Raw genomic sequence first — 23984 nt, 5'->3', positions numbered from 1 at the left:
CAACCTATAACGCCTACCCCGTCCTATTTCCAGCCGTTAACAAAGGGAGTGGAGTTACCCAAATATCCAGCGATTAAAAAAATCACCAACACAACAATCACGCACAGCATAGAGACAAGGCCGGCAAATATTCCGCCAGCAAAATCTTTATCTCCGCGCACAATAAATGCAACGGCAACCAAGGCTGCGACAACCGGCGGCACCAGAGAAAAATATCCGCGCCAAAACAAGTTACGCATCGGATCGATAGATGTAACCGCCCAATACCCCGCGATCAAAATCAGCCAGGCAAGACCAAAACCACGAAACACAGGGTTTTTACGAAATGGTTCGGGTGCACGTTCAGTTAGATTTTTCATATCAAATTCAAGCCAATCAAATCCTGAAATTGAATCACTTCGCTATCCAGCGCCTTCTTGACCATCGCTCCTACACACGTACCCCCCAAAGCTCAAGCTTCAACGACGGAAAATCCCCCGCCACGTGTAATGCAACACCACCATGCCGCACCACCTCCTCCCACAGCACCCCGACCTGTGTCAGCTCGTAATAGATATATCCCGCGTTGAACGGAATCTGCCGCGGCGGAACCGGCAGGACCTGCATGGCGATACCCGGCAAATGACTGCGCACCAGGCTCGGCAGTTTCTCCGACGGCCCCGCCTTCGCCTGCGCGAGAAACTGCTGCCGCAGCACATCGGGCGGCATCGCCGCATGCACGGCCAGCACGAGCGAAGCAAAACCCTGCATGTCCACCGGATCGACCACCGCATTGCGCATGCCATGCCCCTGATCCTCGAACGCGATACTTTGCGCGCTTCGCACCAGCACGGCGTTGAGCAGCCGATGCGTGTCGTCGACCACCGGCTTCAGGCAAAGATGCGGCGTCGTATGCCGATAAGGTGGATGCGTGTCGAGCGGACGGCGCGTGTCCGTGCGCAGATGGGTCGACAGTTCCCCCGCCATCGCGATCAGCAGCGTGTACACATCGGCAGGCGACGTGGTCGGCACGCGCAGCATGTGCTGCAGCAACGGCTCGTACCGGTTCAGTATCTGCAACAGCAGGTAATCCGTGACCGTCGCCGCACTCGCGGTGGTTTCGTCGGTACCGGCCAGCCGCTGCGACAGCGCATTCGCGCGCAAGTGAGCGAGATCGTGGATCTTCGTGACCCAGCTCGTCAGCAGATCGCTCGCGCCATAGCCGGATACGGGCGGCACGAGCGTGTCGTCCAGTTCGATGCTGCCATCCGCGCGGATGGTCTTCACACTGGTCAGCGCAAGGCCGATCCATGCACTGCCCAGCTCCTTCTCGGGCACCAGGCGCAGCCGCAGGTTCGACAGCTGGACGGACTCGGGCGCCAGCCCGACCGAATTCGAGTCGCGCAGCTCCGTATCGAACACCTGGTAGCGCGCCATCGAATCTGCCGTGTTCTCGAACGTCGTTTCCTCGCAGTTCGGCAAGCGCACCGGCACGGCCAGATAGATCACCTGATCTAGGTGTTCCGGACGGATCGTCAACGGCGGCGGCAGCGGCGTATTGCCCGGCGCATCGAACGGCGTGCCGTCGGCGAACACGCCGGCGGCCGACTTGACGATCACTTTCCCGAGCGCGAGCGACTCCAGATCGAGCCCGTAATGCACGAAGCCGAAGAAAAACGGTGACAGCGGCGCCGCCCGCATGTGCGCGTACTTCTCGAAATAGCGTTCCTGTTGCTGGAACAGTTGCGGTCTGAAAAACAACCCTTCCTGCCAGGCGACCTTGGCGTACCAGCTCATACGTATCGTCCGTTTCGTTGCGCGACGTGTTTCATTGCTTCTTCGCTTCGTCGATCCTGACGGCCTTGGCCTCGAGATCGACGGTCAGTTTCAGCTTCGGCGTGAAGAATCGGTACCACGCCTTGTCGGGCGCGGCAGGCATCGTGTAGACCGACCGCCACACCGCGTTCGACAGGTCGCGATAGGCCGCGATCACGCCGATGGCGGTCGTTTCCGGATCAGGGCGCCGGACGATCTTCCGATGCTCACCGGGTCGCAACTGGAACTCGTCGCGCTTGACGACGTCGTCGGCCAGCACCGTCTTCTCCTGTTTCTCCAACGTGAAGAAATCCGCCGCCTCGAATGCGTTGTCGTTCTTCAGCTCGTAGAGGCGCACCACGATCGGCGCCGCCCGCCCGCGATCGTCCGGATTGACGTCGGATGCCGCGTTGACGACCAGTTCGAGCCGAATCGGCTCCGTCGGCTTCGGTTCGCCGCTCGCACAGGCCGAAAGCAGCACGACACCAGCAAGCAAAGCGGCAGTCAGAATCGAACGCATGCAGAATTCACCTCGATGAAGCGCGAAAAGCGCCGCGCGCGGAGAACACGAATGTCCTACCGCGCGCGGCGCACCGCGCTTACGCTTCCTTGTTGCCCTTGATGTCGAAGCTCGCCGTGACGGCGCCGCCGCTACCGCCCTGCGCGTTCTGTACGACATACTCCTGCTTGACCTTCGAGAACGACAGCGACACCGTCTCGCGGCTCTTCTCCTCGCCGGCCTTGCTGCCCGACGGCTTCACACGCGTGACGATCACGTCGCTCATCGTGAGCTTCAGATACTCGAGCGGGTTGCCGCCGGCCTTGCGCATCACCAGCACGGCCTGGTCGATGTGCTTGCCCGTCAGCGCGTACTTCATCAGGTTCGGGCTCGCACGGTCGATGTTGTGTTCGAACGTGAGATCCCTGACGGTTGCCTTCCCCGCGCCGCCGCCGCTCCCCGAATGCATCGACGATTCCTGCAGGATTTCCCAGTCCCAGTTCAGGATCTCGATCTCGTCCTTGTGCTTGTCGTCGAGCGATTCGCCGTTGATACCGTCGATCTTCAAAAAAATGTCCTGTGCCATGCGTAGTACTCCTTTTATTAAACGATTGGAAACGGTCCGATCATCGCCAGCCGAAGCAATCAGATGTTCGGCCCTGCGGAACCCACCGGACGGTTAAGCGGCTTCCTTGATCGACGGCAGCTTCGTCACGAGCCGCAGCGAAACGGTCAGCCCCTCGAGCTGGAAGTGCGGGCGCAGGAAGAACTTCGCCTGGTAGTAGCCGGGATTACCTTCCACGTCCTCGACGAGCACCTCCGCCGCCGCAAGCGGTCGGCGCGCCTTCGTGTCCTGCGACGAGTTCGCCGGGTCGGCGTCGACGTAGTGCATGATCCATTCGTTCAGCCAGCGCTGCATGTCCTCGCGCTCCTTGAACACGCCGATCTTGTCGCGCACGATGCACTTCAGGTAGTGCGCGAAGCGCGAGCAGGCGAACAGGTACGGCAGCCGCGCCGACAGGTTCGCGTTGGCAGTTGCGTCGGCGTCGTGATATTCGGCGGGCTTCTGCAGCGACTGGGCGCCGATGAAGGTCGCGTGATCGGTGTTCTTGCGATGCACGAGCGGGATGAAGCCGTTTTTCGACAACTCGGCTTCGCGACGGTCCGAAATCGCGATTTCGGTCGGACACTTCATGTCGATCCCGCCGTCGTCCGTCGGGAACGTGTGGCACGGCAGGTTCTCGACCGTCCCGCCGGATTCGACGCCACGGATCAGCGAGCACCAGCCGTATTGCTTGAACGAGCGGTTGATGTTGACGCCCATCGCGTATGCCGCGTTGGCCCAGCCGTAGCGGCCGTGATTCGAGCCGTTCGTGTCTTCCTCGAAATCGAATTCGTCGACCGGATTGGTCTTCGCACCGTACGGCAGTCGTGCCAGGAAGCGCGGCATCGCAAGGCCGACGTAGCGCGCGTCCTCGGTATTGCGCAGCGAATTCCACGCGGTGTATTCGAGGTTCTGCGTAAAGATCTTCGTCAGATCGCGCGGGTTGGCCAGTTCCTGCCAAGACTCCATCTGCAGCACCGAGGGCGCCGCACCGGTCACGAACGGCGTGTGCGCAGCAGCCGCTACCTTCGCGATCGAACCGAGCAGGTCGACGTCCGGCGGCGTGTGGTCGAAGTAGTAGTCGGCCACGATGCACCCGTACGGCTCGCCGCCGAGCTGGCCGTACTCCTGCTCGTATATCTGCTTGAAGAGCGGGCTCTGGTCCCACGCGAGCCCCTTGTAGCGACGCATCGTGCGCCGCAGTTCGGTCTTCGAGACGTCCATCACGCGGATCTTCAGGTGCTCGTCCGTCTCGGTGTTCGACACGAGGTGGTTCAGGCCACGCCACGCGGATTCGAGCGCCTGGTAGTCGTCGTGATGCAGGATCAGGTTGATCTGCTCGGAAAGCTTGTGGTCGATCTGCGCGATGATGGCCGCGATGCTCTTGTACGCGTCGTCGCTGATCGTGATCGATTGCACAAGCGCCTGCTCCGCGAGCGTCTGCACCGCATGTTCCACCGCCGCGCGGGCCTGGTCCGTCTTCGGACGGAATTCCCGCTCGAGCAGCTGCGTGAAATCGGACTGGGTGGTTGCCAGCGCCTCGACGGCCTGTGCTTGCTGTTTTGCCATGATGGTCATCCTCGATCGGTTTGTCGGTCAGCTCACGTCGCCCGGATCGGCCGCGCCTTCTTCGTGCCGCTCGGACCGCGGTGCCGCGGCCAGCGACTTCAGCAGCGCCGGATCCTGCAGCAACTGGGTGACGAGCGCCTCCGCGCCCGACTTGCCGTCCATGTACGTCTGCAGGTTCGCCAGTTGCGTACGGGCCTGGAGCAAGCGGCGCAGCGGTTCCACCTTGTCGGCGATCGCGGCCGGCGAAAAGTCCTCCATACTTTCAAAGGTCATGTCGACCATCATCTGACCTTCGCCCGTCAGCGTATTCGGCACGGCGAACGCGACGCGCGGCCGGATCGCCTTCATGCGCTCGTCGAAGTTGTCGATATCGATTTCCAGGAACTGGCGATCCGACACCGCCGGCAGCGGTTCGACCGGATGCTTGCCGGACAGGTCGGCGAGTACTCCCATCACGAACGGAAGCTCGATTTTCTTCTCCGAGCCGTACACTTCGACGTCGTATTCGATCTGCACGCGCGGCGCACGATTGCGCGCGATGAACTTCTGCGAACTGCTAGCGGACATGAACAGTCTCCTGACAGTGGTTGACGGATGTCGAGCTCAACGGCGCGGCTCGACAAGATGGAAAGGAGTCGCCTCGAACTTCAGCGCCTGGGCCGGCGGTGCGGAGGAATCGGTCACGCCAATCGCGATGCGCGCGAGCGGCGCCCGCGCGGCGAACGCATCGAGCCAGCACGCGGAAAGGCGCGGCAGCACGTGTTGTTCGATGAAGCCGATGAGCACGCGCGCACCGGTCTCCTGCACCAGGCACCGGCCGACGATGTAGTTCACGGCCGTGTCGTCGTAGGCAAGCGCAATGTCGTGGCTGTCCGCCATGCGTTTCGCGACGCGATCCAGATGCAGGCGAACGATGCTGGCGAGCGCGTCGTCGGAAAGCGGCCGGTACGGCACGACCGTCACACGCCCCATGAACGCCGCCGGAAACACCTTCAGCAATTCCGGGGCAAGCGCGGCCCGCAGGCCGTCGAGACCCGGCGACAGCGCCGGATCCGCGCACAGGCTCGCGCACAGGTCGGCGCCGACGTTGCTCGTCAGCAGGATGGTGGTATTGCGGAAATCGATATGGCGGCCGTCGCCGTCTTCCATGTAGCCCTTGTCGAACACCTGGAAGAACATTTCGTGCACGTCGCGATGCGCCTTCTCGATCTCGTCGAGCAACACGACCGCGTAGGGGCGACGGCGCACCGCTTCGGTCAGCACGCCGCCCTCGCCATAGCCGACATAGCCGGGCGGCGCGCCTTTCAGGCTCGACACCGTGTGCGACTCCTGATACTCGCTCATGTTGATCGTGATCAGGTTCTGTTCGCCCCCGTACAGTGCCTCTGCAAGCGCCAGCGCGGTCTCGGTTTTGCCTACGCCGGACGCGCCGGCAAGCAGGAACACGCCCAGCGGCTTCTTCGGATCGGTGAGGCCCGACCGTGCGGTCTGCACGCGCTCGCCAATCAGGTGCAGCGCATCGCGTTGCCCGATCACGCGTGCACCCAGCGTTGCCGGAAGGCGGCGCACGGCGGCAATCTCGTCGGTGACCATGCGACCGACCGGGATGCCGGTCCAGTCCGAAACGATCTCGGCGACGACGGATTCATCGACTTCGGGAAAGACGAGCGGCACATCGCCCTGCAGCGCGGCCAGCTCCCGTTCGAGCTCGCGCAGCCGGTCGACCGATACCGGCGCCCCCTCTGCGCCCTCGATCGCGGCTTCGCGCCCGGCGAGCAACGCCTGCGCGGCCTGCACCTGCTCGCGCCAGCGAGCCGCGATCGCCGCCTCTTCCGTCGCCAGTACGTCGATACGCATGCGCACGCGATTCAATGCCTTGTCCGCATCGAGACCGATACGGGCCTCCTGCACCAGCAGTGTCTCTTCGGCGTTTGCGGCGGCCAGGCGCTGCCGCACGTCGTCCAGAAAGCGCGGCGTCGCGTGCTGCGACAGCGCCACGCGCGCGCACGCGGTGTCGAGCAGGCTGATCGCCTTGTCGGGCAACTGACGGGACGGGAGATAGCGATGCGACAGCGTCACTGCGGCGCGGATCGCTTCGTCCCGCACGACGACGCCGTGATGCGACGAGAACGTCGGCACGAGCCCGCGAACCATGTCGGTCGCGGCCGCCTCGGACGGCTCCGCGACCTGCAACACCTGAAAGCGCCGGGTCAGCGCCGGGTCCTTCTCGATGTGCCGCCTGTATTCGGCCCAGGTCGTCGCGCCGATCGTGCGGATCGTGCCGCGCGCGAGTGCCGGCTTCAGGAGGTTGGCGGCATCGCCGGTGCCGGCCTGCCCGCCTGCGCCGATCAGCGTATGGATTTCGTCGACGAACAGGATGACGGGCGCCGCCGATCGTGCCGCGGCCTCGAGCACGCCCTTCAGGCGCGCCTCGAACTCCCCTTTCATGCTCGCCCCGGCGAGAAGCGCGCCAATGTCCAGGCTCAGCAACCGTACGTCTGCGAGTTTCGGCGGCACGTTACCCGACGCGATCGCACGCGCAAGCCCCTCCACCACGGCCGTCTTGCCGACGCCGGCCTCGCCGGTGACCAGCGGATTATTCTGTCGCCGACGCAGCAGCACGTCGATCATGGTGCGGATTTCGAGTTCGCGGCCGACGACGGGATCGATTTCGCCGGCACGGGCCCGCGCGGTGAGATCCAGGCAATACTGCTCGAGCGAATGGCCCTTCGACGCACCCGACACGGCCCCCGAAGTCTCGCCCGGCAGAGCCGGCGCGAGTTCGCTGCGATCGTACGGCCCGTCGGCTACCTCCGGCGACCCGTCGATCCAGGCGGGAAGCACATCGCCAAGATCCTCCACGGGAATCCTGCCGAATTCCGGTGAAATCGCGAGAATTACGCGCCGCAGTTCGGGGGTCGACACGAGCGCCGCGACCAGCCATGCGCCGCGCACGCGACGATCGCCATGACCGAGGGTCGCCAGCACCCAGCCGCGCTCGATGGCCGCCTCGATATGCCAGGAAAAATCGCTGATCGAACTCGCACTGGCCGGCAACGCGGACAGCGCCCGCGCAAGATCGCGCTCGAGCGTATCGCGATCGATATCCGCATGGCGCACGATTCGCTGCAGGTCGCCGTCCGGCTGCTGGAGCAGTTGGTGCAGCCAGTGGACGAGTTCGACGAACGGATTCCCGCGCAGCTTGCAGAAACTCGTTGCCGACTCGATTCCCCGATAAAGCTCGACCCCGAGCTTGCCGAACAAGGTCTGGCGTGAAATGTTCATGATGGTCTTGTTTTGTTCGTTAGCGTGCCGCGAACGAATCCGCCACAGCAATGAGGACTCCTTGATGGTCGTCGTGCCAGGCGGGATCTCGAACGCTCGAAACACACTTCTCTCTCCGATTCGAAAAACGGCCTAATCAAATCAGGAGCCAAATTATCAACATGAAACAATAATTACGTCAATGCATTAATTACATCGACTACATTGAATAAAATTCGGACCAGTCCTATATTCCGCGACATCAAATCGATGCAGACGACTACCGACCCGCCATGTACGGACAACACCTACCCAAACCAAATACACCACCCAAAAACCATTGTTATTTCGAGATAGTTACCTTCAACCCACGCTCACAACGCAAACAAAAAACATCAGCCTTTTGATTGGAATCATATTTCCACTTGACCGTTTCAATTTTTAACAATCGATTTTCATCTCATTTCCAGACATTTTGTGATTCAAGTACTTTTTTGAGATGAAATATTCATCGATACTCGCGTTCTATTTTCAGATACTTCGTCACCGGATCTGCCCATGCGCTCCCTTCGCCTGCCCTGGCATCGTCAGTCGAACGCCCCGCTCGTCGCGTCCGCGCGGGAGAAAACACGTCCGAGGCCCGTTACCGACACGTTGCCGCTGGACGACGCCTTCGGTCCCGCACGCGCCGACGACGACATGCTCGGCCTGCTCGGCATCGGCACCCGGGAAGGTGCTGCGGCCTATCCGCATGACGCGGTGAACACGACCGACATCGATGCCTGCCACACCGATGCGCTGATCGATGCGCTCCATGCGCAGTACTGGCGCGCCCTCATCGACCCCGGCGCATCGATCGCTTCGGCGTGGGCCCCATCGGTGGACGACGCGCTCGCGCCCCCAGTCACGCCGGATCACCCGCACGACTCGCCTGCTTGCGAAAGCCCGGGACGTTCGGATTCGATCGAGACGTTCCTGTCCGGCAATCGCACGATCGAGGATGTCTTCGGTCATCTGGACGGACACGCGGAAGCGGTCACCGATGGCGACTCCGTTCCGGAAATCCTGCACCTGTTTGCGCCGCCCGAATTTCATGCCGAGTCCGCGCGCCGCGCCCCTGCACTACCTCCGCCGCTTACCCGGCGCGAGCACCATGCGCTGTCCGTGGACAGTCCGCTGGCCGCGCCCTTGCGCAAGGACCAGCCATGATCCGGCTCACCGCCATCGATACGCCCGCCACGCATCGCGCAGACAACCTCCCGCTCGTCGACCGGATCACGCGTATCGAAGCGCGCATTCGCTCGCAGCCGACGACCGCGCCCCATCGCTGGGCGCTGTTCCAGCTGCTGTGCATCGTCGGCGAGTGGTCACGCGCGATCCAGCAACTGCAGGTTTGGGCGAGGCTCGAACCAGGTCAGGCCCGAACCGCGCAGATGTATCGCGACCTGATCCGTGCCGAACGGTGGCGGGCAAAGGTGGTCGAGGGTCAGGAACGCCCGGGGGCCGTCCTTGCATCGCCGCCCTGGATCGATGCACTGGTGGACGCGATCCGCCACGCTGCCGACCAGCAGGACGAACAGGCCGACACCATCCGCGATGCAGCGTTCCAGGCTGCGCCGGACGTTCCGCTCGTCGCGCCGCCGGGCCATGCCTCCTGGATCGTGGACAGCGATGTCCGTTTCAGCGCGGTCTGCGAATTCATCACGGCTGGGCACTATCGCTGGGTGCCGTTCGCCGACCTGGCGGCATGGCGCGTGTCGCAGCCAGCTCAACCGATCGATCTGGTCTGGGCACCCTGCACACTCACGCTCGTCGACGGCAGTCTCATCCATGGCTTCATGCCGGCCCGCTATCCAGGTTCGGAAACCGGCAGCGACGCTGTGCGCCTTGGACGCGAGACCGTCTGGCGCGACATCGGCCGCACCGGTGCTGTCGCGCTCGGGCGGAAAACCTGGGCAACGAACCTGGGCGACTTCAGCCTGTTCGAACTGGCGCACGTCGAGTTCGGCTCGCGCGTCACGCCGGCTGCGATCGACGCGGATCAAGCCCATGACTGAACGCCGGAAACGCCAGCCGGGCGCCGATGCACCGATCACACGTACGCCGCGGCGAGCCAACTCGAATCTGCTGCCGACGCTGCTCGACCGCCTGCGCGACGATGCACCGCATCGACAGACCGAAGCCCCGGAGGAGTACACGGTCACGCGCAAGCAGATGCGCGACATCGTGCAACGCGATCTCGCCTATCTGCTCAACACGACGAGCATCGAAGACCGGATCGATCGCGCCCGCCATCCGCAAGCCGCAGCGTCGACCGTGAATTTCGGCGTGCCGCCGCTCGCAGGCACCTTTATCGCCTCGCGCCAGTGGAACGACGTCGAACACATGATCAGCCGTGCCATCGTCGATTTCGAGCCGCGTCTGATTCCGGATTCGCTGGTGGTATCGCCCCGCACCAACGCCGATGCCGATTCCGCGGGCGAACATCACAACGTGCTCGCCTTCGAAGTGCGCGGCCTGATTCACATGGATCCGTACCCACTCGAGTTCATGGTGCAAAGCTCGCTGGATCTCGAAACGAGCGAAATCCGGATCACGGGCATGCGCGCCAGCTGAGCACGGCGCACACCACGACCCTAACGAGGCCTTCCCGATGGACCCGCGACTGCTCGATTACTACAACCAGGAACTCATCTACATGCGCGAGCTCGCCGCCGAGTTCGCGCATGCGCATCCGAAGATCGCGCGTCGGCTCGGCATGCAGGCCGGCGAAGTGGCCGACCCTTATGTCGAACGCCTGATCGAATCGTTCAGCTTCATGGCGGCGCGCATGCAGATCAAGCTCGATGCGGAATTTCCGCGTTTCACCGAGCGGCTGCTCGAGGTCATCTATCCGAATTACGTCGCGCCGACCCCGTCGATCTCGATCGCTCGCCTGTATCCCGGGCAGTCGGAAGGTAGTCTCGCCAACGGTTATCGCCTTGCGCGCGGGACCGCGTTCACCGCGCGGGTTCCCGATGGCGAGCGCACGGCCTGCCAGTTCACGAGCGGACAGGACGTCACGCTGTGGCCGCTCACGATCACCGAAGCGCGGCTGACCGGCATTCCGCCAGACATCCCGGCGCTGGAACGTTACAGCCTGCCCGATACGCAAGTGCGCGGGGCCCTGCGGCTCCGGCTCGCGACCACCGGCAACATGCGGATCGCCGACCTGAAAGGACTCGACCGGCTTCCGGTCTATCTGGCCGGCGACGAACAGGTCGCGTCGCATCTGTTCGAATTGCTGCATGCGGGCGGTATCGCCTCCGTGATCGGTGCGCCCGGCGAGTTCGGCACACCGGGCCGCCCGCCCGCGGCCGTCACCGACAATGCGGTCGAGCACGAGGGTCTGGCCACCGATCAAAGCCTGTTGCCGCTCAACTGGGCCAAGTTCCACGGGCACAACCTGCTGCACGAGTACTTTGCCTGCCCCGCACGGTTCTGGTTCTTTGCGTTGAACGGCCTTGCCGAAGGGTTCTCACGCGTCGACGGTCGAGAAGTCGAGATCGTCGTCCTGCTCGACCGGGCGCCCGGGCCGCTCGCCAATCTTGTCGATGCGTCGCGCTTCGCGCTCTTCTGCACGCCCGTCATCAATCTGTTCCGCAAGCATACCGACCGGGTCGAGATCTCGCAGCGCGACACCGAATTCCATCTGGTACCGGCTCGACTCACACCGCTCGACTACGAGGTGTTCTCGGTCAGCGCCGTCTACGGGCAGGTCGCCGCAACGTCCTCCGAACTCGAGTTCCGGCCACTCTATCAGACGCTGAACAACGACGAAGGCAACCACGGCCGCTATTTTTCGATGCGGCGCGAGCGGCGCCTGCTATCCGATTCGGCGCGCCTCTACGGGACGCGCACGCCGTACGTGGGGACGGAGGTGTTTCTCTCGCTCGTCGACCAGGCCGCGGCGCCGTATGGCGAAAACATCCGCTTCCTGTCGATCGAGGCGCTGTTGACGAACCGCGATCTCGCCACGCTCGTGCCGCGCGACGGCGTGCACGACCTTGAGACCGCGCAATCCGCGCCGGTCGACAGCATCGGCCTGATCCGCCCGCCGAGCGCACCGTTGCCGCCTTATGCCGAGCGGGAAATGGCGTGGCGCCTGATCCGCCAGCTGAACTTCAACTATCTGCCGCTCGAAGCGCTCGATCACCGGGAGGGCGGACAAGGCCTGCGCGACCTGTTGCGCCTGTATCTCGTGGATGGCGACGCCGGACAAGGCCGGCAGGTCGAAAGCCTTGTGGGAGCGAAAACGCGTGCCGTGACGCGCAAGCTGCCGGGAACCGGCCCGATGACCTTCGGCCGCGGCATCGAATGCGTGTTGACGGTCGACGAGACTGGCTTCTCGGGCGTGAGCCCCTATCTTTTCGGCACGATCCTCGAACATTGGCTCGCGCGGCACGTGTCGATCAACAGCTTCACGCAGACGGAGCTGCACTCGATGCAACGCGGCCGGATCGCGCGCTGGCCGGCACGCACCGGCACGCGCGGAGCCCTGTGATGAAGCGCGCCACGCTCCCCGCGCTGCTGCGCGACAACGCGCTGTCGCCCGAGTTGCTCGACTCCCTGCAGGCCGAACCCTGGCATTTCGGGTTCCTGTCGTTGCTGCGGCGGATCGGCGCGAACCCCGCGATCGATCCGGTCGGCACCGCCCGCCGCCCGCAGGCCGAACCGTTCAGGCTGGGCCAGCAGCCGAGCCTGGCCTTCGCGCCGCGGGAAATCGCCAGCGCACACGAGACGGCCGGGCGACTCAAGGTGCGGCTGTTCGGCCTCGGCATGCTGGGACCCAACGGTCCACTCCCCGTCCACGTGACCGAAATCGCGAAGGATCGGGAAAGCAGCCGCCGCGACACGACCACGGTCGACTTCTTCGACATCTTCCATCACCGGTTCTTCACCCTGTTCTATCGGGCATGGGCGTCCGCACAGGCGGCGGCAGGCCTCGACCGGAAACACGACGAGCAGTTCTCGTTCTATGTCGCCAGCCTTGTCGGGCAGGACATCGGCGAGATCGGCCGACGCTCCCTTCCGTCGCATGCGCGTCTGGCCGCCTCGGCCCATCTCGTTCGAGAATCGCGCAATCCGGACGGGCTGCGCGCCACGCTCGAACATTATTTCGGCGTCCCGGTCGCCGTCGAGGAAAACGTCTTTCACTGGATCGAAATCGATCCGGTCGACTGCGGGCGCATGGGCTACCCGGGCGCCGCCGCGACGATGGGTCGCGGCGCGGTGCTCGGGCGCGTCGCTCCCGACTGCCAGCACCGGTTCCGCATCGTGATCGGCCCCGTCGATCTCGACGCGTACCTGCGCTTCACACCGCAAGGCGAAGACCTGCCGCGCCTCGTCGAGTGGGTGCGGGCATTCGTCGGTCACGAGCTCGAATGGGAACTCGAGCTTCGCATCAAGCCCGAGAGCGCGCCGGCGGCCGTGATGGGTGGCCGGCAGCGGATGGGCTGGTCCGGCTGGCTGGGCCGCCCCACGCCCGACAAGCCGATCACCGGCATGCGCTTCGATCCCGAACGCCATGCACGCCATTTCAATCGCCGCGATATGGCCTCCGAACATCGACCATGAGCAGGAAATTGTCTACCACGCAAAGCAAGCCCGGCCGGGCGGCCGTCGCGGATACGCCGCATGAGGACTGGCTCGCGCCATTGAGCGATAGGGCGCCGTGCGGCCCGGATCTCGAATACGACCATGATTTCGTGGTGCTGTTTGCCGGCGCCGCGCCCAGGCAGGATGTGCAATACGGCGACTTCGTCGGTTCGCCCGATCCGCTCAACTGGAGCGAGATCGAGCGAGACAGCCGGCGGCTGATGACGCGGACGAAGGACATGCGCGTCGCCGTGCTGCATACGCGCTGCCGCACGCGCCTGGGCGGCGTGGCAGGTCTTGCGGATGGAACGCGGCTACTGGCGGCCTGGTTGCAGGCATTTCCAGAGCAGCTCCATCCACAGGCCGATGCCGACAACGATCGCCATGCCGCGCTGGAGATGCGTATGAACGCATTGCAAGCGCTGTCGGATCCGGAAGGGTTGCTGGCCGATGTGCGGGAAATCGTCCTGACCCGATCGACCGCCACCCGGCTGCAGGTACGCGACGTCGAGCGTGCATTCGCGCATCCGCGTCCGGTCGATGCGCTCGCGCCCGACTCGGTCGCGCTGCAGTTGCAGAACCTGCGCGAACAGCAGCCGTCGACGATAAGGGCCTTCCACGACGCGATCACGAGCCTCTCTGCCATCGATACCTGGTGCGCGACGCACCTCGACACGTATCTACCGGATTTTTCCCCGTTGATCCGCCTGCTCCGGCTCTTTCAAGCAAGCGAACCGCAGGTCGAAACCCGGTCGGACACCGTGCCTGTGGCAGAACACCTGGATAACAGTGCAAACGCGCAACCGGTGCCCGCCGAGGCGGCGACCTTGTCGGTTCGGGGCAACAGCGAGCGCGCCGTTTTCTCCACACTCGCTGCCACGCCCGCGCCCATTGCGCCGACCGACCGACAGGCAGCGTTGACGTTGATTTGCGCGGCACGCCGCTGGTTCGAGACGAACGAACCAAGCAGCCCCATTCCAGTGCTGCTCAAACGCGCCGAACAATTCGTCGGGAAACGCTATGTCGATGTCGTCAAGGCCATCCCTGCGGAGCTGCTCGCTCAGTGGGAAGAAGCAGACGGCTCGTGAGGGCATCTCGTCACGACCCTGCGTGACGAGATGCGATGCGCACTCGGCGATCAGCTCTCGACATCCTCGAGACTGAACACTTCCGTCTTGTCGTTGTACGAAAAGACTTCGCCGTAGCGGCCCCAGTCGATCACCGCGTCGAGCGTTTCCTCGGCCGCTTCGTCCGACAGGAAATCCTCCAGCTCCTGCTCGAAGCGCACGCGCGGCGCACGATGGCCCGGACGCTCGTTGAGCACCTTCCGGATCCGCGCCGCCAGCGGCACATGCTTCAGCAAATGATCGGCGAACATCAGCTTGCGCTCCTGCGTGCCGAACTCCGCGAACACGCGCGCGGGCGGCGTCAGGAACACGTCGCCTTCGCGCACGTCCGCGAAACCGAGGTACTGCAGCACTTCGGCGATCGGGAACAGTTCGTCCACTTCCAGATGCAGCGTGCGCGCGATTTCCGGCATGTCCGCGCGGCCGTGGTACGGCGCCATCGCAAGCGTCTCGATCAGGCCGGCCATCAGGTTGGTCGATACGCGCGGCATCCAGCTGCCGAGTTCGAGCCCCTTCTTCGTCGCCTCGTTGGTCTGGCGCGCGGTCATCTTCGCGTAGATGTCGTCGACGAGCTTGCGGAAATCGGTGTCGAGCCGGTTGCGCGGATGCTTGAACGGCACCTTGATCTCGGCGATCACGCGGCCCGGATTCGACGACAACACGAGGATCCGGTCGCACATGAACACGGCTTCCTCGATGTTGTGCGTGACGATCAGCACCGACTTGATCGGCATGCGGCCTTGCGTCCACAGGTCGAGCAGGTCGGTACGCAGCGTCTCGGCCGTCAGCACGTCGAGCGCCGAGAACGGCTCGTCCATCAGCAGGATCGTCGGGTCGACGACGAGCGCGCGCGCAAAGCCGACGCGCTGGCGCATCCCGCCCGACAGTTCGCGCGGATACGCGTTCTCGAAGCCGTCGAGACCGATCAGGTCGATCGCGGCAAGCGCACGTTCGCGCCGCTCGCGTGCGCCGACGCCCAGCGCTTCGAGGCCGGCTTCCACGTTCTGCAACACGGTCAGCCACGGGAACAGCGCGAAGGTCTGGAACACCATCGCGACGCCTTCGGCCGGGCCGCTCAGCGGCTTGCCGAGGTAGGTCACTTCGCCGCCGGTCGGCTCGATCAGGCCGGCGATGATCCGCAGCAGCGTCGACTTGCCCGAGCCGGAACGGCCGAGCAGGCCGACGATCTCGCCTTCGCGTAGCGACAGGTTCGCATCGTCGAGCACGAGCAGTTCGCCCTGCGACTTGTTGAAGCCGCGGTTCACGTGCTCGACGCGCAGGATTTCTTCGCCGAGACGCGGCGGCTGCAGCGGCTGGGACGTCTTGGCGGGTGCGTTGATAACGGTCGAATTTTGTTGCATCGCGCTTACTCTCAATCGAGACGGAGCCGGGATTCCGCGTAGGCGTACATCGGACGCCACAGCAGACGGTTGAACAGGGTAACGAACAGGGACATCACGGCGATGCCCAGGATGATCTTCGGAAAATCGCCGGCGGCGGTGGTCTGCGCGATGTACGCGCCAAGGCCGTGCGCGACGACCTTCGTGTCGCCCCACTGCACGAACTCCGACACGATGCTCGCGTTCCACGCGCCGCCCGACGCGGTAATGGCGCCGGTCACGTAGTACGGGAAGATGCCCGGCAGGATCGCCTGCCGCCACCACTGCCAGCCGCGGATGCGGAAATTCTTCGTCGCTTCCTTGTAGTCGTTCGGATAGGACATCGCGCCGGCGATCACGTTGAACAGGATGTACCACTGCGTGCCGAGCACGATCAGCGGCGACAGCCAGATGTCCGCGTTCAGGTGGAAACGCACGATCACGATCACGAACACCGGGAACAGCAGGTTCGCCGGGAACGCCGCGAGGAACTGCGCGAGCGGCTGGATCTTCTCGGCCAGCTTCGGGCGCAACCCGATCAGCACGCCGAGCGGCACCCAGATCACCGACGCGATCGCGATCAGCACCAGCACGCGCAGCAGCGTGATGAGCCCGAGCACGAGCACGTGCCCGACCTCGCCCATCGTCACGCCGGTCGCAACGAAGCTGACGACGCGCCACGCGACGTACGCCGTCAGCAGGATCACGAACGCGCCCCACACGATGTCGCCGATGCGCGACGAACGGCGCGACGTCGCGCCGCGCGAGCGCGTGCCCTTCATCGACGGCAGGCGCAGCGGAATCCGCGCAGCCTGCGACAGAAGCCAGCCGGCCGGCACGAGCAGCTGATGGATCAGGTGCGTGCGGCGCATCATGTCGAGCAGCCACGATTGCGGCGCATCGCCCGACGCGGTGTTCTCCATCCGGAACTTGTCGGCCCAGGCGACGAGCGGACGGAACAGGAACTGGTCATAGGCCAGGATCACGACCGACATCGCGACGATCACCCAGCCGACCGCGCCGAGGTTCTTGTCCGAGATCGCCTGCGCGAGATACGCGCCGATGCCCGGCAGCGTGATCGTCTGGTTGCCGACGGTGATCGCCTCCGACGCGACGACGAAGAACCAGCCGCCCGACATCGACATCATCATGTTCCAGATCAGGCCCGGCATCGAGAACGGCACTTCGAGCTTCCAGAAGCGCTGCCACTGCGTCAGGTGGAAGCCGCGTGACACTTCGCTCAGGTCGCGCGGCACCGTGCGCAGCGACTGATAAAAGCTGAACGTCATGTTCCACGCCTGGCTCGTGAAGATCGCGAAGATCGCCGCGAGCTCGGCGCCGAGCACGCGGCCCGGAAACAGCGCGAGGAAGAACGTGACGGTGAACGAGATATAGCCGAGCACCGGCACCGACTGCAGGATGTCGAGGATCGGGATCAGCACCATGCCCGCGCGGCGGCTCTTGGCCGCGAGCGTGCCGTAGACGAGCGTGAACACGAGCGACGCGACCATCGCGGCGAGCATCCGCAGCGTGGTGCGCAGCGCGTATTCAGGCAGGTTCCACGGATCGAGCGAGATCTTCTGCGTCTGCAGTACGCCGATCGGCGCCATCGTCTGGTGAAAACCGACGATCGCCATCGCGAGTATGCCGATGATCAGCGGAAACGCGACGGCGTCCCAGCGATTGGGGAGCACGCGCCACGCGGACGCGTTGGCGGTGCGGTTCGGGTCGAAGAAACTGAGATCCATCGGTAGCGTCTTGTGTCGAATTGAAAGTCGATGGGTCCGGCCGCGTCCCGCGCGGCCGGGCGTCGCGCCCCCCGGCGCGAATCAGAACAGCCCGTGCAGCGCCCAGTACAACGCAGCCGACAGCGCGATCGATGCGGGCAGCGTCAGCACCCACGCGAGCACGAGGTTGCGCACGGTATCCCAGCGCAGGCCCGCGCCGCTCGCCGTCATCGTGCCGGCCACGCCGGACGCGAGCACGTGCGTCGTCGACACCGGCAGCCCGTACGCGTCGGCCATGCCGATCGTCAGCATCGCAACGGCTTCGGCCGACGCGCCCTGTCCGTACGTGAGATGCGACTTGCCGATCTTCTCGCCGACCGTCACGACGATCCGCTTCCAGCCGACCATCGTGCCGAGGCCGAGTGCAATCGCGACCGCGACCTTCACCCAGGTCGGGATGAATTTCGTCGCGCGGTCCATCTGCTTCTTGAACGCTTCGAGCGCGCTCGCGTCCTCGACCGAGAACGCCGGCGCCTTCGCCTTCTCCATCAGGCGGATCGCCTCGGACGCGACGTACATGTTGTTGCGCACGTTGTCGACGAGGTTCTGCGGCACGCTCGAGATGCCGCCGGCCTGTGCGACCTGGTCGGCGATCGTGTCGGTGAGCTTGCCGAGCGCGGGAATCGTCACGGGCGTCAGCTTGTGCGTGCGCACGTACGCTTCGACATCGGCACGCGGATTGGCGGACTGCACGGCCGGGTCCGCGTACTTGACGAGCGTCGTCGACGCATGGCGCGCAACCGCGACGAAGGTGCTCGTCTGGTCCGGCGTCACGGCCTTGTTCAGTGCATACGCAGTCGGCATCACGCCGATCAGGATCAGCATGATCAGGCCCATGCCCTTCTGACCGTCGTTCGAGCCGTGCGCGAACGACACGCCCGTGCAGGTCAGGATCAGCAGCAGCCGAATCCAGAACGGCGGAGGCTTGTTGCCCTTCGGCTCCTGGTACAGCGCCGGCACGCGCACGAGCGCCTTCAGCAACAACAGCACCAGCGCGGACAGCACGAAGCCGATCAGCGGCGAGAACAGCAGCGCCTTGCCGACGCCGAGCGCCTGGTTCCAGTCGACGCCGCTCGTGCCCGACGGGCCGCTGACGATCTGGTTCATCAGGCCGACGCCGATGATCGAGCCGACGAGCGTGTGCGAGCTCGACGACGGCAGGCCGAAATACCAGGTCGCGAGGTTCCACGTGACGGCCGCGATCAGCAACGCGAACACCATCGCGAAGCCCGAACCGCTGCCGACCTGCAGGATCAGCTCGACCGGCAGCAACTGCAGGATGCCGAACGCGACGGCGCCGCTCGACACGAGCACGCCGCACAGGTTCCACAGGCCCGACCAGACGACCGCGAGGTGCGGATCGAGCGAATGCGTATAGATGACGGTCGCGACCGCGTTCGCGGTGTCGTGAAAACCGTTCACGAATTCGAAGCCGAGCGCGATCAGCAACGCGACGATCAGCAGCAGAAACGGGAGGACCGAGCTTTCCTTGACGGGGCTGAGATCGGCACTGAGATGAACGCCGACATAGACGATGCCGCAGGCAATGATCAGAAAAAACAGCGCGAGGCTGATGGTGCGCGTGCGGTTGCTGGCCGCGCTGCTGGTTTCCGTTGCCGCGAGATTCGGCATGAAGGGCTCCGGAGAGGTGATTCGGAGTGGCAGGCTATCGGGCGGCCGTGACGCAAATGTGACGTGTCACTTACAAGACATTGACAGGTCATCCTCCAGGAGTCGCGCATCGCCCCGCAGGCAGCACACACGGGTGTTCGACCTTGTAACGCGCGGGAATAAATCCGCCGCTTCGCCGGTATGGCATGCGAAGGCGCCGGCTTATTCCAGGACGATCCGGCCGTCCGGTTTCGTCACACGATTGCGAGGCTCACATGTCTTCATCGACCCCTACCCGCCCGTCACGCCGCAAAGCCCTGCAATGCATGGCCTTCGGCGGCCTCGGCACGCTGTTTACGCTGTCGGGCGGCATCCTGACGCCGTTCGATCTCGCGCTCGCGCAGACCGGCGACGCGCGCCCGGCCGATGCGGGCAAGCCGCTGTTCGTGCAGATCAGCGACACGCACATCGGCTTCAACAAGGACGCGAATCCCGACGTATCGGCCACGCTGAAGCAGACGATCGATCTCGTCAACGGGATGCCCGCGATGCCCGCGCTGGCCATCCATACGGGCGACATCACGCACCTGTCCAAGCCCGAGGAATTCGACCACGCATCGCAGCTGCTGTCCGCGCTGCGCGTGCCGGAGCTGCACACGGTGCCCGGCGAACACGACGTCACCGATGGTTCGGGCGCCGAATATTTCGGCCGGTTCGGCAAGGCGTCGGACAACCGCGGCTATTACAGCTTCGATCATGCGGGCGTGCATTTCATCGGCCTCGTCAACGTGATGCATTTCAAGCCGAACGGGCTCGGCAGCTTCGGCGACGAACAGCTCGCGTGGCTCGCGCAGGACCTGAAGGGGCGCTCGTCGAGCACGCCGATCGTGGTGTTCTCGCACATGCCGATGTGGACCATCTACGAACCGTGGGGCTGGGGCACCGGCGACGCGCCGCAGACGATGGCTCTGCTGCGCCGCTTCGGCTCGGTCACCGTGCTGAACGGACACATCCACCAGATCGTGTCGAAAGTCGAAGGCAACGTGACGTTCCACACCGCGCGCTCCACCGCGTTCCCGCAGCCGACGGCCGGCAATGGCCCGGGCCCCGTGCCGCTCACGGTGCCGCATGACCGGCTGCCGTCGATGCTCGGCGTGACGACCGTCGAATTCGCCGGCCATCCGGTCGCGTCGTCGCTGCACGACGCGACGCTGGCCTGATCAATATAAGGAGACCGACATGATCCGCTTCAAGCCATCCCGAATCGTCGCGACGCTGATCCTGTGCGCGGCGGCCGCCGGCACGCCGCTCGCCGCGTTCGCGCAGGGTCCGGACGGCACGCTCGTGACGATCCGCAATTTCATGTTTTCGCCGATGTCGACCACGATCAAGGCCGGCACGACGATCACGTGGAAGAACCTCGACGGGGAACCGCACACCGTCGTCAACGACGCCGGCATCTTTCACTCGTCGGCGCTCGACCAGGGCGACACGTACTCGTTCCGCTTCGACAAACCGGGCGTCTACAAGGTGTTCTGCGGGATTCACCCGTACATGAAGGAGACGATCACCGTCGAATGACGCGGCCCGCTACGCAAAACGCGGACGAACGGAGGGCGGCGGCCGCCTACAATGGCCACCGTCCCATTCGCCCGCGTGGCAGACGGAGCCGCCCATGCCCAGGATCGATCTCAGCACCGTGCCCGAGCGCCGCGGTAGCGGCTATCCGCGGCCGTTCGACGCGCCGTGCGCGCAGCGCGTCCGCCAGCGTCTCGGCGACGCCGGCGGGCTGCGTGATTTCGGCGTCAACCTGATGCGCGTGCCGCCCGGCGGCTGGTCGGCCCAGCGCCACTGGCATTCCGACGAGGACGAATTCGTCTATGTGCTCGAAGGCGAACTCGTGATGATCGAGGACGGCGGCGAGACCGTGCTGCGCGCAGGCGACTGCGCGGCGTTTCCGAAAAACTCGGGCAACGGTCATCACCTGCTCAACCGGTCGGACGCGCTCGCCGTCTATCTCGAGGTGGGCTCGCGTTCGCCGGACGACGTGATCACCTGCGCGGACATCGACATGATGAGCCCGAGCCGCGACGGCCGGTTCCTGCACAAGGACGGCACGCCCTACCCGGATGCCTGACGCGTGACGCCCGCCGGCGGCCGGCCGCGTCAAAGGGTCGGAAGCATCGGCCAAAGTCGACACCGCGCGCCATTGCATGGCGGGCGGCCCCGCGCCGTCGATCGCCTAAACTGAATCGAACTGTTCGGATCCGACCCACCGTCACACGCAGCGAGGCAGCCATGACCGCGAGCCAGCCGGCACGAATGGACCTCCCCGGGCAAGTCGTGCTCGTGCTCCAGGGCGGCGGCGCACTGGGCGCGTTCCAGCTCGGCGTCTTCCAGGCGATGGACGAAGCCGGGATCCGGCCCGACTGGGTGGTCGGCACGTCGATCGGCGCGATCAACGCGGCGCTGATCGCCGGAAATCCACCGGAACGGCGCTACGACAAGCTGTCGGCGTTCTGGCATCGCGTGACCGAGCGGACCCGTTTCGACGTCTCGCCGCTGCTGCCCGGCTGGGACCGGACACTGGCCGAGCTGATGATCATCGGCGGCGGCATCGCGGGATTCTTCCAGCCCAACCCGGCGTCGTGGCTCGGGCCGATGGCGCGCCTCGGCGTCGATCGCGCGTCGTACTACAGGATCGCGCCGCTACGCGACACGCTCGCGTCGCTGATCGATCCCGCCCTGCTGAACGCGGGCCATCCGCGCCTGACCGTCAGCGCGGTCAACGCATGCACGGGCACGATGCGCTATTTCGATTCGCGCGACACGCGGCTCGGGATCGAGCACATCATGAGTTCGGGCGCGCTGCCGCCCGCGTTTCCGGCGATACGGATCGACGGCGAGCCGTACTGGGACGGCGGTGTGTATTCGAATACGCCGGTCGAGGTCGTGCTCGACGACAACCCGCGCCGCAGCTCGATCATCTTCTCGGTGCAGATGTGGAATCCGGCGGGCCCCGAACCCGAGAGCATCTGGCAAGTGTCGGAACGGCAGAAGGACATCCAGTACGCGAGCCGCACCGACAGCCACATCGCGCGCCAGCAACAGATTCACCGGCTGCGCCACGTGATCCGCGAACTGGTCCGGCACGTGCCGGAAGCCGAACGCGCGTCGCCGGCCGTGCGCCGGCTCGCCGCGTGGGGATGCGAGACGACGATGCACCTGGTCAAGCTCGCGGCGCCGCGCCTCGCCAGCGACAACCAGTTGAAGGACATCGATTTCACGCCGGCCGGCATCGCGGCGCGCCGGCAGGCCGGCTATGACGCGGCGAAACGGGCGATCGCCGCGCGTCCGTGGGACTTGCCGACGGACCCGACGGAAGGCTTGACGGTGTTCGATCCGGACGCCGCGCCGGTCGCCGGAAAAACGGCATGACGCGCGGGTGGCGCCGCCGCGCGCCTGCCCCCCAACACGGTCAGGCGCGCGCAGCCCGGACATGGGCGCGGCCGGCTTCGCTCACTTCGACCTCCGCCACGCCGCCCGGCGCATGGTGGCGTACCACGTAGCCGCGCGCGCACGCCTCTTCCCACACCGGCAGGCGCGGGCACGATGTGCGCCATGCGTCGATCACCTCGTCGTACGGCCGCGCGCCGGGGCCGATCCATTCGAGCAGGTCGAGGATCAGCGGCTCGATCGACGCGGCTTCACGCGCGAGCACGTCCGGGTTGACCACGTGGATCGGCTGCCCGGCCGCATAGGACACGATCTGGTCGAACACATCGGAGAATTGCGTTTCGTATTCGTCTTCGGTCACGTAGCCGATATGCGGCGTGCACACGACATTGGGCATACGCAGCAACGGATGCTGCGGGTCACGCAGCGGCTCCGTCTCGTACACGTCGACCGCCGCCATCCCGGGCCGGCCGGCCTGCAATGCCGCTTCGAGCGCACCCGGTGCGACGAGGCCCGCGCGGCTCGTGTTCACCAGCAGCGCGTCGGGCTTCATCCGCGCCAGATCCTCGGCCGTCACGATGCCACGCGTGGCCGGCACGAGCCGCATGTGCAGCGAAAGCACGTCGCAGGTTTCGAAGAATGTGCGTTTGTCCGGCGCCGTACGCCAGCCGTCGTCGCGTGCGCGCTGCCGCGACGCTTCGCTCGCCCAGACCAGCACGTTCATCCCGAACGCGGCGCCGTATCGCGCGACCTCCGCACCGATCCGGCCATAGCCGTAAATGCCCAGCGTACGCCCGCGCAACGTGCGTCCGACGCCGATCTGCCAGTTGCCGGCCTGCAACGCACGCATCTGCTGCGGAATCTGGCGCATCGCGGCCAGCACGAGGCCCCATGTGAGTTCGGCGGCCGCATGGGACGGCGTGCCTGCGTGCTGGTTCGACGACACGACCACGCCGTGCGCGGTGCACGCCTCGATGTCGATATGCGGATAGACGCTGCGCTGGCTGATCAGCCGCAGCTTCGGCAACCGGGCGATGAGCGGCGCGCGAATCTGCGTCCGCTCGCGAATCAGCACCAGCACCTCCGTATCGCGCAGGCGTTCGGCCAGTGCGTCGACGTCCTGTACGTGGTCGTTCCAGATCGTGACTGCATGCCCGTCCAGCTTGCCAAAGCTCGGCAGCGTGCGCAGCGTGTCGAAATAATCGTCGAGGATCGTTATGTTCATGGGGGCGCTCCTGGGAACGCCGTCATCCTGAA

The 23984-nt window shown here is 65.0% G+C and carries 20 protein-coding genes and 1 pseudogene; 10 read left to right on the top strand and 11 right to left on the bottom strand.

The genetic code is table 11. The features are described from left to right. Positions 1–23: 23 nt before the first annotated feature. From KEC55_RS17195 to tssH, 7 genes are all read right to left on the bottom strand, one after another. A complete protein-coding gene (locus KEC55_RS17195) occupies positions 24–359 on the bottom strand; it encodes a hypothetical protein (protein WP_282508981.1) in 336 nt (111 codons plus the stop codon). A gap of 70 nt (positions 360–429) precedes the next feature. Then, positions 430–1776, bottom strand: coding sequence for a type VI secretion system baseplate subunit TssK (gene tssK / locus KEC55_RS17190; RefSeq protein WP_282508980.1), 1347 nt, complete (start codon positions 1774–1776; stop codon positions 430–432). A 31-nt stretch (positions 1777–1807) separates the two neighbouring features. After that, positions 1808–2314 (bottom strand): type VI secretion system lipoprotein TssJ, encoded by a 507-nt coding sequence (gene tssJ / locus KEC55_RS17185; RefSeq protein WP_282508979.1) that lies wholly within the window; start codon positions 2312–2314, stop codon positions 1808–1810. A gap of 79 nt (positions 2315–2393) precedes the next feature. Then, positions 2394–2879: an Hcp family type VI secretion system effector gene (locus tag KEC55_RS17180; protein ID WP_226216021.1), complete on the bottom strand. Its 486-nt coding sequence runs from the start codon at positions 2877–2879 to the stop codon at positions 2394–2396. Positions 2880–2972: 93 nt separating this feature from the next. After that, positions 2973–4466 carry a type VI secretion system contractile sheath large subunit gene (tssC, locus tag KEC55_RS17175; RefSeq protein ID WP_282508978.1) on the bottom strand — a complete coding sequence of 498 codons (1494 nt, stop codon included), beginning with the start codon at positions 4464–4466 and terminating at the stop codon, positions 2973–2975. 27 nt (positions 4467–4493) lie between these two features. After that, on the bottom strand, positions 4494–5033 hold the full coding sequence (gene tssB / locus KEC55_RS17170; protein WP_282508977.1) for a type VI secretion system contractile sheath small subunit: 540 nt from the start codon (positions 5031–5033) through the stop codon (positions 4494–4496). A 36-nt stretch (positions 5034–5069) separates the two neighbouring features. Continuing rightward, a complete protein-coding gene (gene tssH, locus KEC55_RS17165) occupies positions 5070–7751 on the bottom strand; it encodes a type VI secretion system ATPase TssH (RefSeq protein ID WP_282508976.1) in 2682 nt (893 codons plus the stop codon). A 537-nt stretch (positions 7752–8288) separates the two neighbouring features. On the opposite strand from tssH, the gene KEC55_RS17160 reads away from it, so the two are divergent. From KEC55_RS17160 to KEC55_RS17135, 6 genes are read left to right on the top strand one after another with little or no spacing between them, the layout of a single operon-like run. Next, a complete protein-coding gene (locus tag KEC55_RS17160) occupies positions 8289–8939 on the top strand; it encodes a TagK domain-containing protein (protein WP_282508975.1) in 651 nt (216 codons plus the stop codon). Beyond that, complete coding sequence (locus KEC55_RS17155) at positions 8936–9787, top strand: type VI secretion system accessory protein TagJ (protein ID WP_282508974.1); 852 nt, start codon at positions 8936–8938, stop codon at positions 9785–9787. Before KEC55_RS17160 ends, KEC55_RS17155 begins: the two co-directional genes overlap by 4 nt. Beyond that, positions 9780–10346, top strand: coding sequence for a type VI secretion system baseplate subunit TssE (tssE, locus tag KEC55_RS17150; RefSeq protein WP_282508973.1), 567 nt, complete (start codon positions 9780–9782; stop codon positions 10344–10346). The genes KEC55_RS17155 and tssE overlap by 8 nt, the downstream gene beginning before the upstream one ends. 37 nt (positions 10347–10383) lie before the next feature. Continuing rightward, positions 10384–12273 (top strand): type VI secretion system baseplate subunit TssF, encoded by a 1890-nt coding sequence (gene tssF, locus KEC55_RS17145; protein ID WP_282508972.1) that lies wholly within the window; start codon positions 10384–10386, stop codon positions 12271–12273. Further along, entirely contained in the window at positions 12273–13346 is a 1074-nt protein-coding gene (tssG, locus tag KEC55_RS17140) for a type VI secretion system baseplate subunit TssG (protein ID WP_282508971.1), read from the top strand. Before tssF ends, tssG begins: the two co-directional genes overlap by 1 nt. Then, positions 13343–14455, top strand: a complete 1113-nt coding sequence (locus tag KEC55_RS17135; RefSeq protein WP_282508970.1) for an ImpA family type VI secretion system protein — start codon at positions 13343–13345, stop codon at positions 14453–14455. The genes tssG and KEC55_RS17135 overlap by 4 nt, the downstream gene beginning before the upstream one ends. A gap of 50 nt (positions 14456–14505) precedes the next feature. Here KEC55_RS17135 and KEC55_RS17130 read toward each other — a convergent pair whose 3' ends face one another. From KEC55_RS17130 to KEC55_RS17120, 3 genes are all read right to left on the bottom strand, one after another. After that, on the bottom strand, positions 14506–15855 hold the full coding sequence (locus KEC55_RS17130) for an ABC transporter ATP-binding protein (protein WP_282508969.1): 1350 nt from the start codon (positions 15853–15855) through the stop codon (positions 14506–14508). 11 nt (positions 15856–15866) lie between these two features. Further along, positions 15867–17621 (bottom strand): ABC transporter permease, encoded by a 1755-nt coding sequence (locus tag KEC55_RS17125; protein WP_282508968.1) that lies wholly within the window; start codon positions 17619–17621, stop codon positions 15867–15869. Between the two features lie 81 nt (positions 17622–17702). Beyond that, a complete protein-coding gene (locus KEC55_RS17120; RefSeq protein WP_282508967.1) occupies positions 17703–19292 on the bottom strand; it encodes an inorganic phosphate transporter in 1590 nt (529 codons plus the stop codon). 254 nt (positions 19293–19546) lie between these two features. Between KEC55_RS17120 and KEC55_RS17115 the strand changes: the two genes are divergently transcribed. The 4 genes from KEC55_RS17115 (at position 19547) to KEC55_RS17100 (ending at position 22709) form a co-directional block, all read left to right on the top strand. Then, a complete protein-coding gene (locus KEC55_RS17115; protein WP_282508966.1) occupies positions 19547–20491 on the top strand; it encodes a metallophosphoesterase family protein in 945 nt (314 codons plus the stop codon). Between the two features lie 19 nt (positions 20492–20510). After that, positions 20511–20852 carry a cupredoxin domain-containing protein gene (locus KEC55_RS17110; RefSeq protein WP_282508965.1) on the top strand — a complete coding sequence of 114 codons (342 nt, stop codon included), beginning with the start codon at positions 20511–20513 and terminating at the stop codon, positions 20850–20852. Between the two features lie 94 nt (positions 20853–20946). Next, a complete protein-coding gene (locus KEC55_RS17105) occupies positions 20947–21408 on the top strand; it encodes a cupin domain-containing protein (RefSeq protein WP_282508964.1) in 462 nt (153 codons plus the stop codon). 161 nt (positions 21409–21569) lie between these two features. After that, positions 21570–22709 carry a patatin-like phospholipase family protein gene (locus KEC55_RS17100; protein ID WP_282508963.1) on the top strand — a complete coding sequence of 380 codons (1140 nt, stop codon included), beginning with the start codon at positions 21570–21572 and terminating at the stop codon, positions 22707–22709. A gap of 274 nt (positions 22710–22983) precedes the next feature. On the opposite strand, the pseudogene KEC55_RS17095 reads toward KEC55_RS17100, so the two are convergent. Next, positions 22984–23952 (bottom strand): annotated as a pseudogene (locus KEC55_RS17095) (D-2-hydroxyacid dehydrogenase family protein); the annotation flags it as partial. Between the last annotated feature and the right edge of the window lie 32 nt (positions 23953–23984).

This window comes from Burkholderia cepacia (assembly GCF_029962485.1).
In the GTDB taxonomy this organism is placed as follows: domain Bacteria; phylum Pseudomonadota; class Gammaproteobacteria; order Burkholderiales; family Burkholderiaceae; genus Burkholderia.
This window is presented reverse-complemented; position numbering and strand designations above follow the sequence as displayed.

Excerpts from the sequence above, each read along its gene's own strand:
- KEC55_RS17195 (WP_282508981.1), bottom strand. The coding sequence starts at position 359 with ATGAAAAATCTAACTGAACGTGCACCCGAACCATTTCGTAAAAACCCT.
- KEC55_RS17155 (WP_282508974.1), top strand. The coding sequence starts at position 8,936 with ATGATCCGGCTCACCGCCATCGATACGCCCGCCACGCATCGCGCAGAC.
- KEC55_RS17135 (WP_282508970.1), top strand. The coding sequence starts at position 13,343 with ATGAGCAGGAAATTGTCTACCACGCAAAGCAAGCCCGGCCGGGCGGCC.
- tssK (WP_282508980.1), bottom strand. The coding sequence starts at position 1,776 with ATGAGCTGGTACGCCAAGGTCGCCTGGCAGGAAGGGTTGTTTTTCAGA.
- tssJ (WP_282508979.1), bottom strand. The coding sequence starts at position 2,314 with ATGCGTTCGATTCTGACTGCCGCTTTGCTTGCTGGTGTCGTGCTGCTT.
- KEC55_RS17110 (WP_282508965.1), top strand. The coding sequence starts at position 20,511 with ATGATCCGCTTCAAGCCATCCCGAATCGTCGCGACGCTGATCCTGTGC.
- KEC55_RS17160 (WP_282508975.1), top strand. The coding sequence starts at position 8,289 with ATGCGCTCCCTTCGCCTGCCCTGGCATCGTCAGTCGAACGCCCCGCTC.
- tssF (WP_282508972.1), top strand. The coding sequence starts at position 10,384 with ATGGACCCGCGACTGCTCGATTACTACAACCAGGAACTCATCTACATG.
- KEC55_RS17125 (WP_282508968.1), bottom strand. The coding sequence starts at position 17,621 with ATGGATCTCAGTTTCTTCGACCCGAACCGCACCGCCAACGCGTCCGCG.
- tssG (WP_282508971.1), top strand. The coding sequence starts at position 12,273 with ATGAAGCGCGCCACGCTCCCCGCGCTGCTGCGCGACAACGCGCTGTCG.
- tssE (WP_282508973.1), top strand. The coding sequence starts at position 9,780 with ATGACTGAACGCCGGAAACGCCAGCCGGGCGCCGATGCACCGATCACA.
- tssB (WP_282508977.1), bottom strand. The coding sequence starts at position 5,033 with ATGTCCGCTAGCAGTTCGCAGAAGTTCATCGCGCGCAATCGTGCGCCG.
- KEC55_RS17120 (WP_282508967.1), bottom strand. The coding sequence starts at position 19,292 with ATGCCGAATCTCGCGGCAACGGAAACCAGCAGCGCGGCCAGCAACCGC.
- KEC55_RS17115 (WP_282508966.1), top strand. The coding sequence starts at position 19,547 with ATGTCTTCATCGACCCCTACCCGCCCGTCACGCCGCAAAGCCCTGCAA.
- KEC55_RS17180 (WP_226216021.1), bottom strand. The coding sequence starts at position 2,879 with ATGGCACAGGACATTTTTTTGAAGATCGACGGTATCAACGGCGAATCG.
- KEC55_RS17105 (WP_282508964.1), top strand. The coding sequence starts at position 20,947 with ATGCCCAGGATCGATCTCAGCACCGTGCCCGAGCGCCGCGGTAGCGGC.
- KEC55_RS17100 (WP_282508963.1), top strand. The coding sequence starts at position 21,570 with ATGACCGCGAGCCAGCCGGCACGAATGGACCTCCCCGGGCAAGTCGTG.
- tssH (WP_282508976.1), bottom strand. The coding sequence starts at position 7,751 with ATGAACATTTCACGCCAGACCTTGTTCGGCAAGCTCGGGGTCGAGCTT.
- tssC (WP_282508978.1), bottom strand. The coding sequence starts at position 4,466 with ATGGCAAAACAGCAAGCACAGGCCGTCGAGGCGCTGGCAACCACCCAG.
- KEC55_RS17130 (WP_282508969.1), bottom strand. The coding sequence starts at position 15,855 with ATGCAACAAAATTCGACCGTTATCAACGCACCCGCCAAGACGTCCCAG.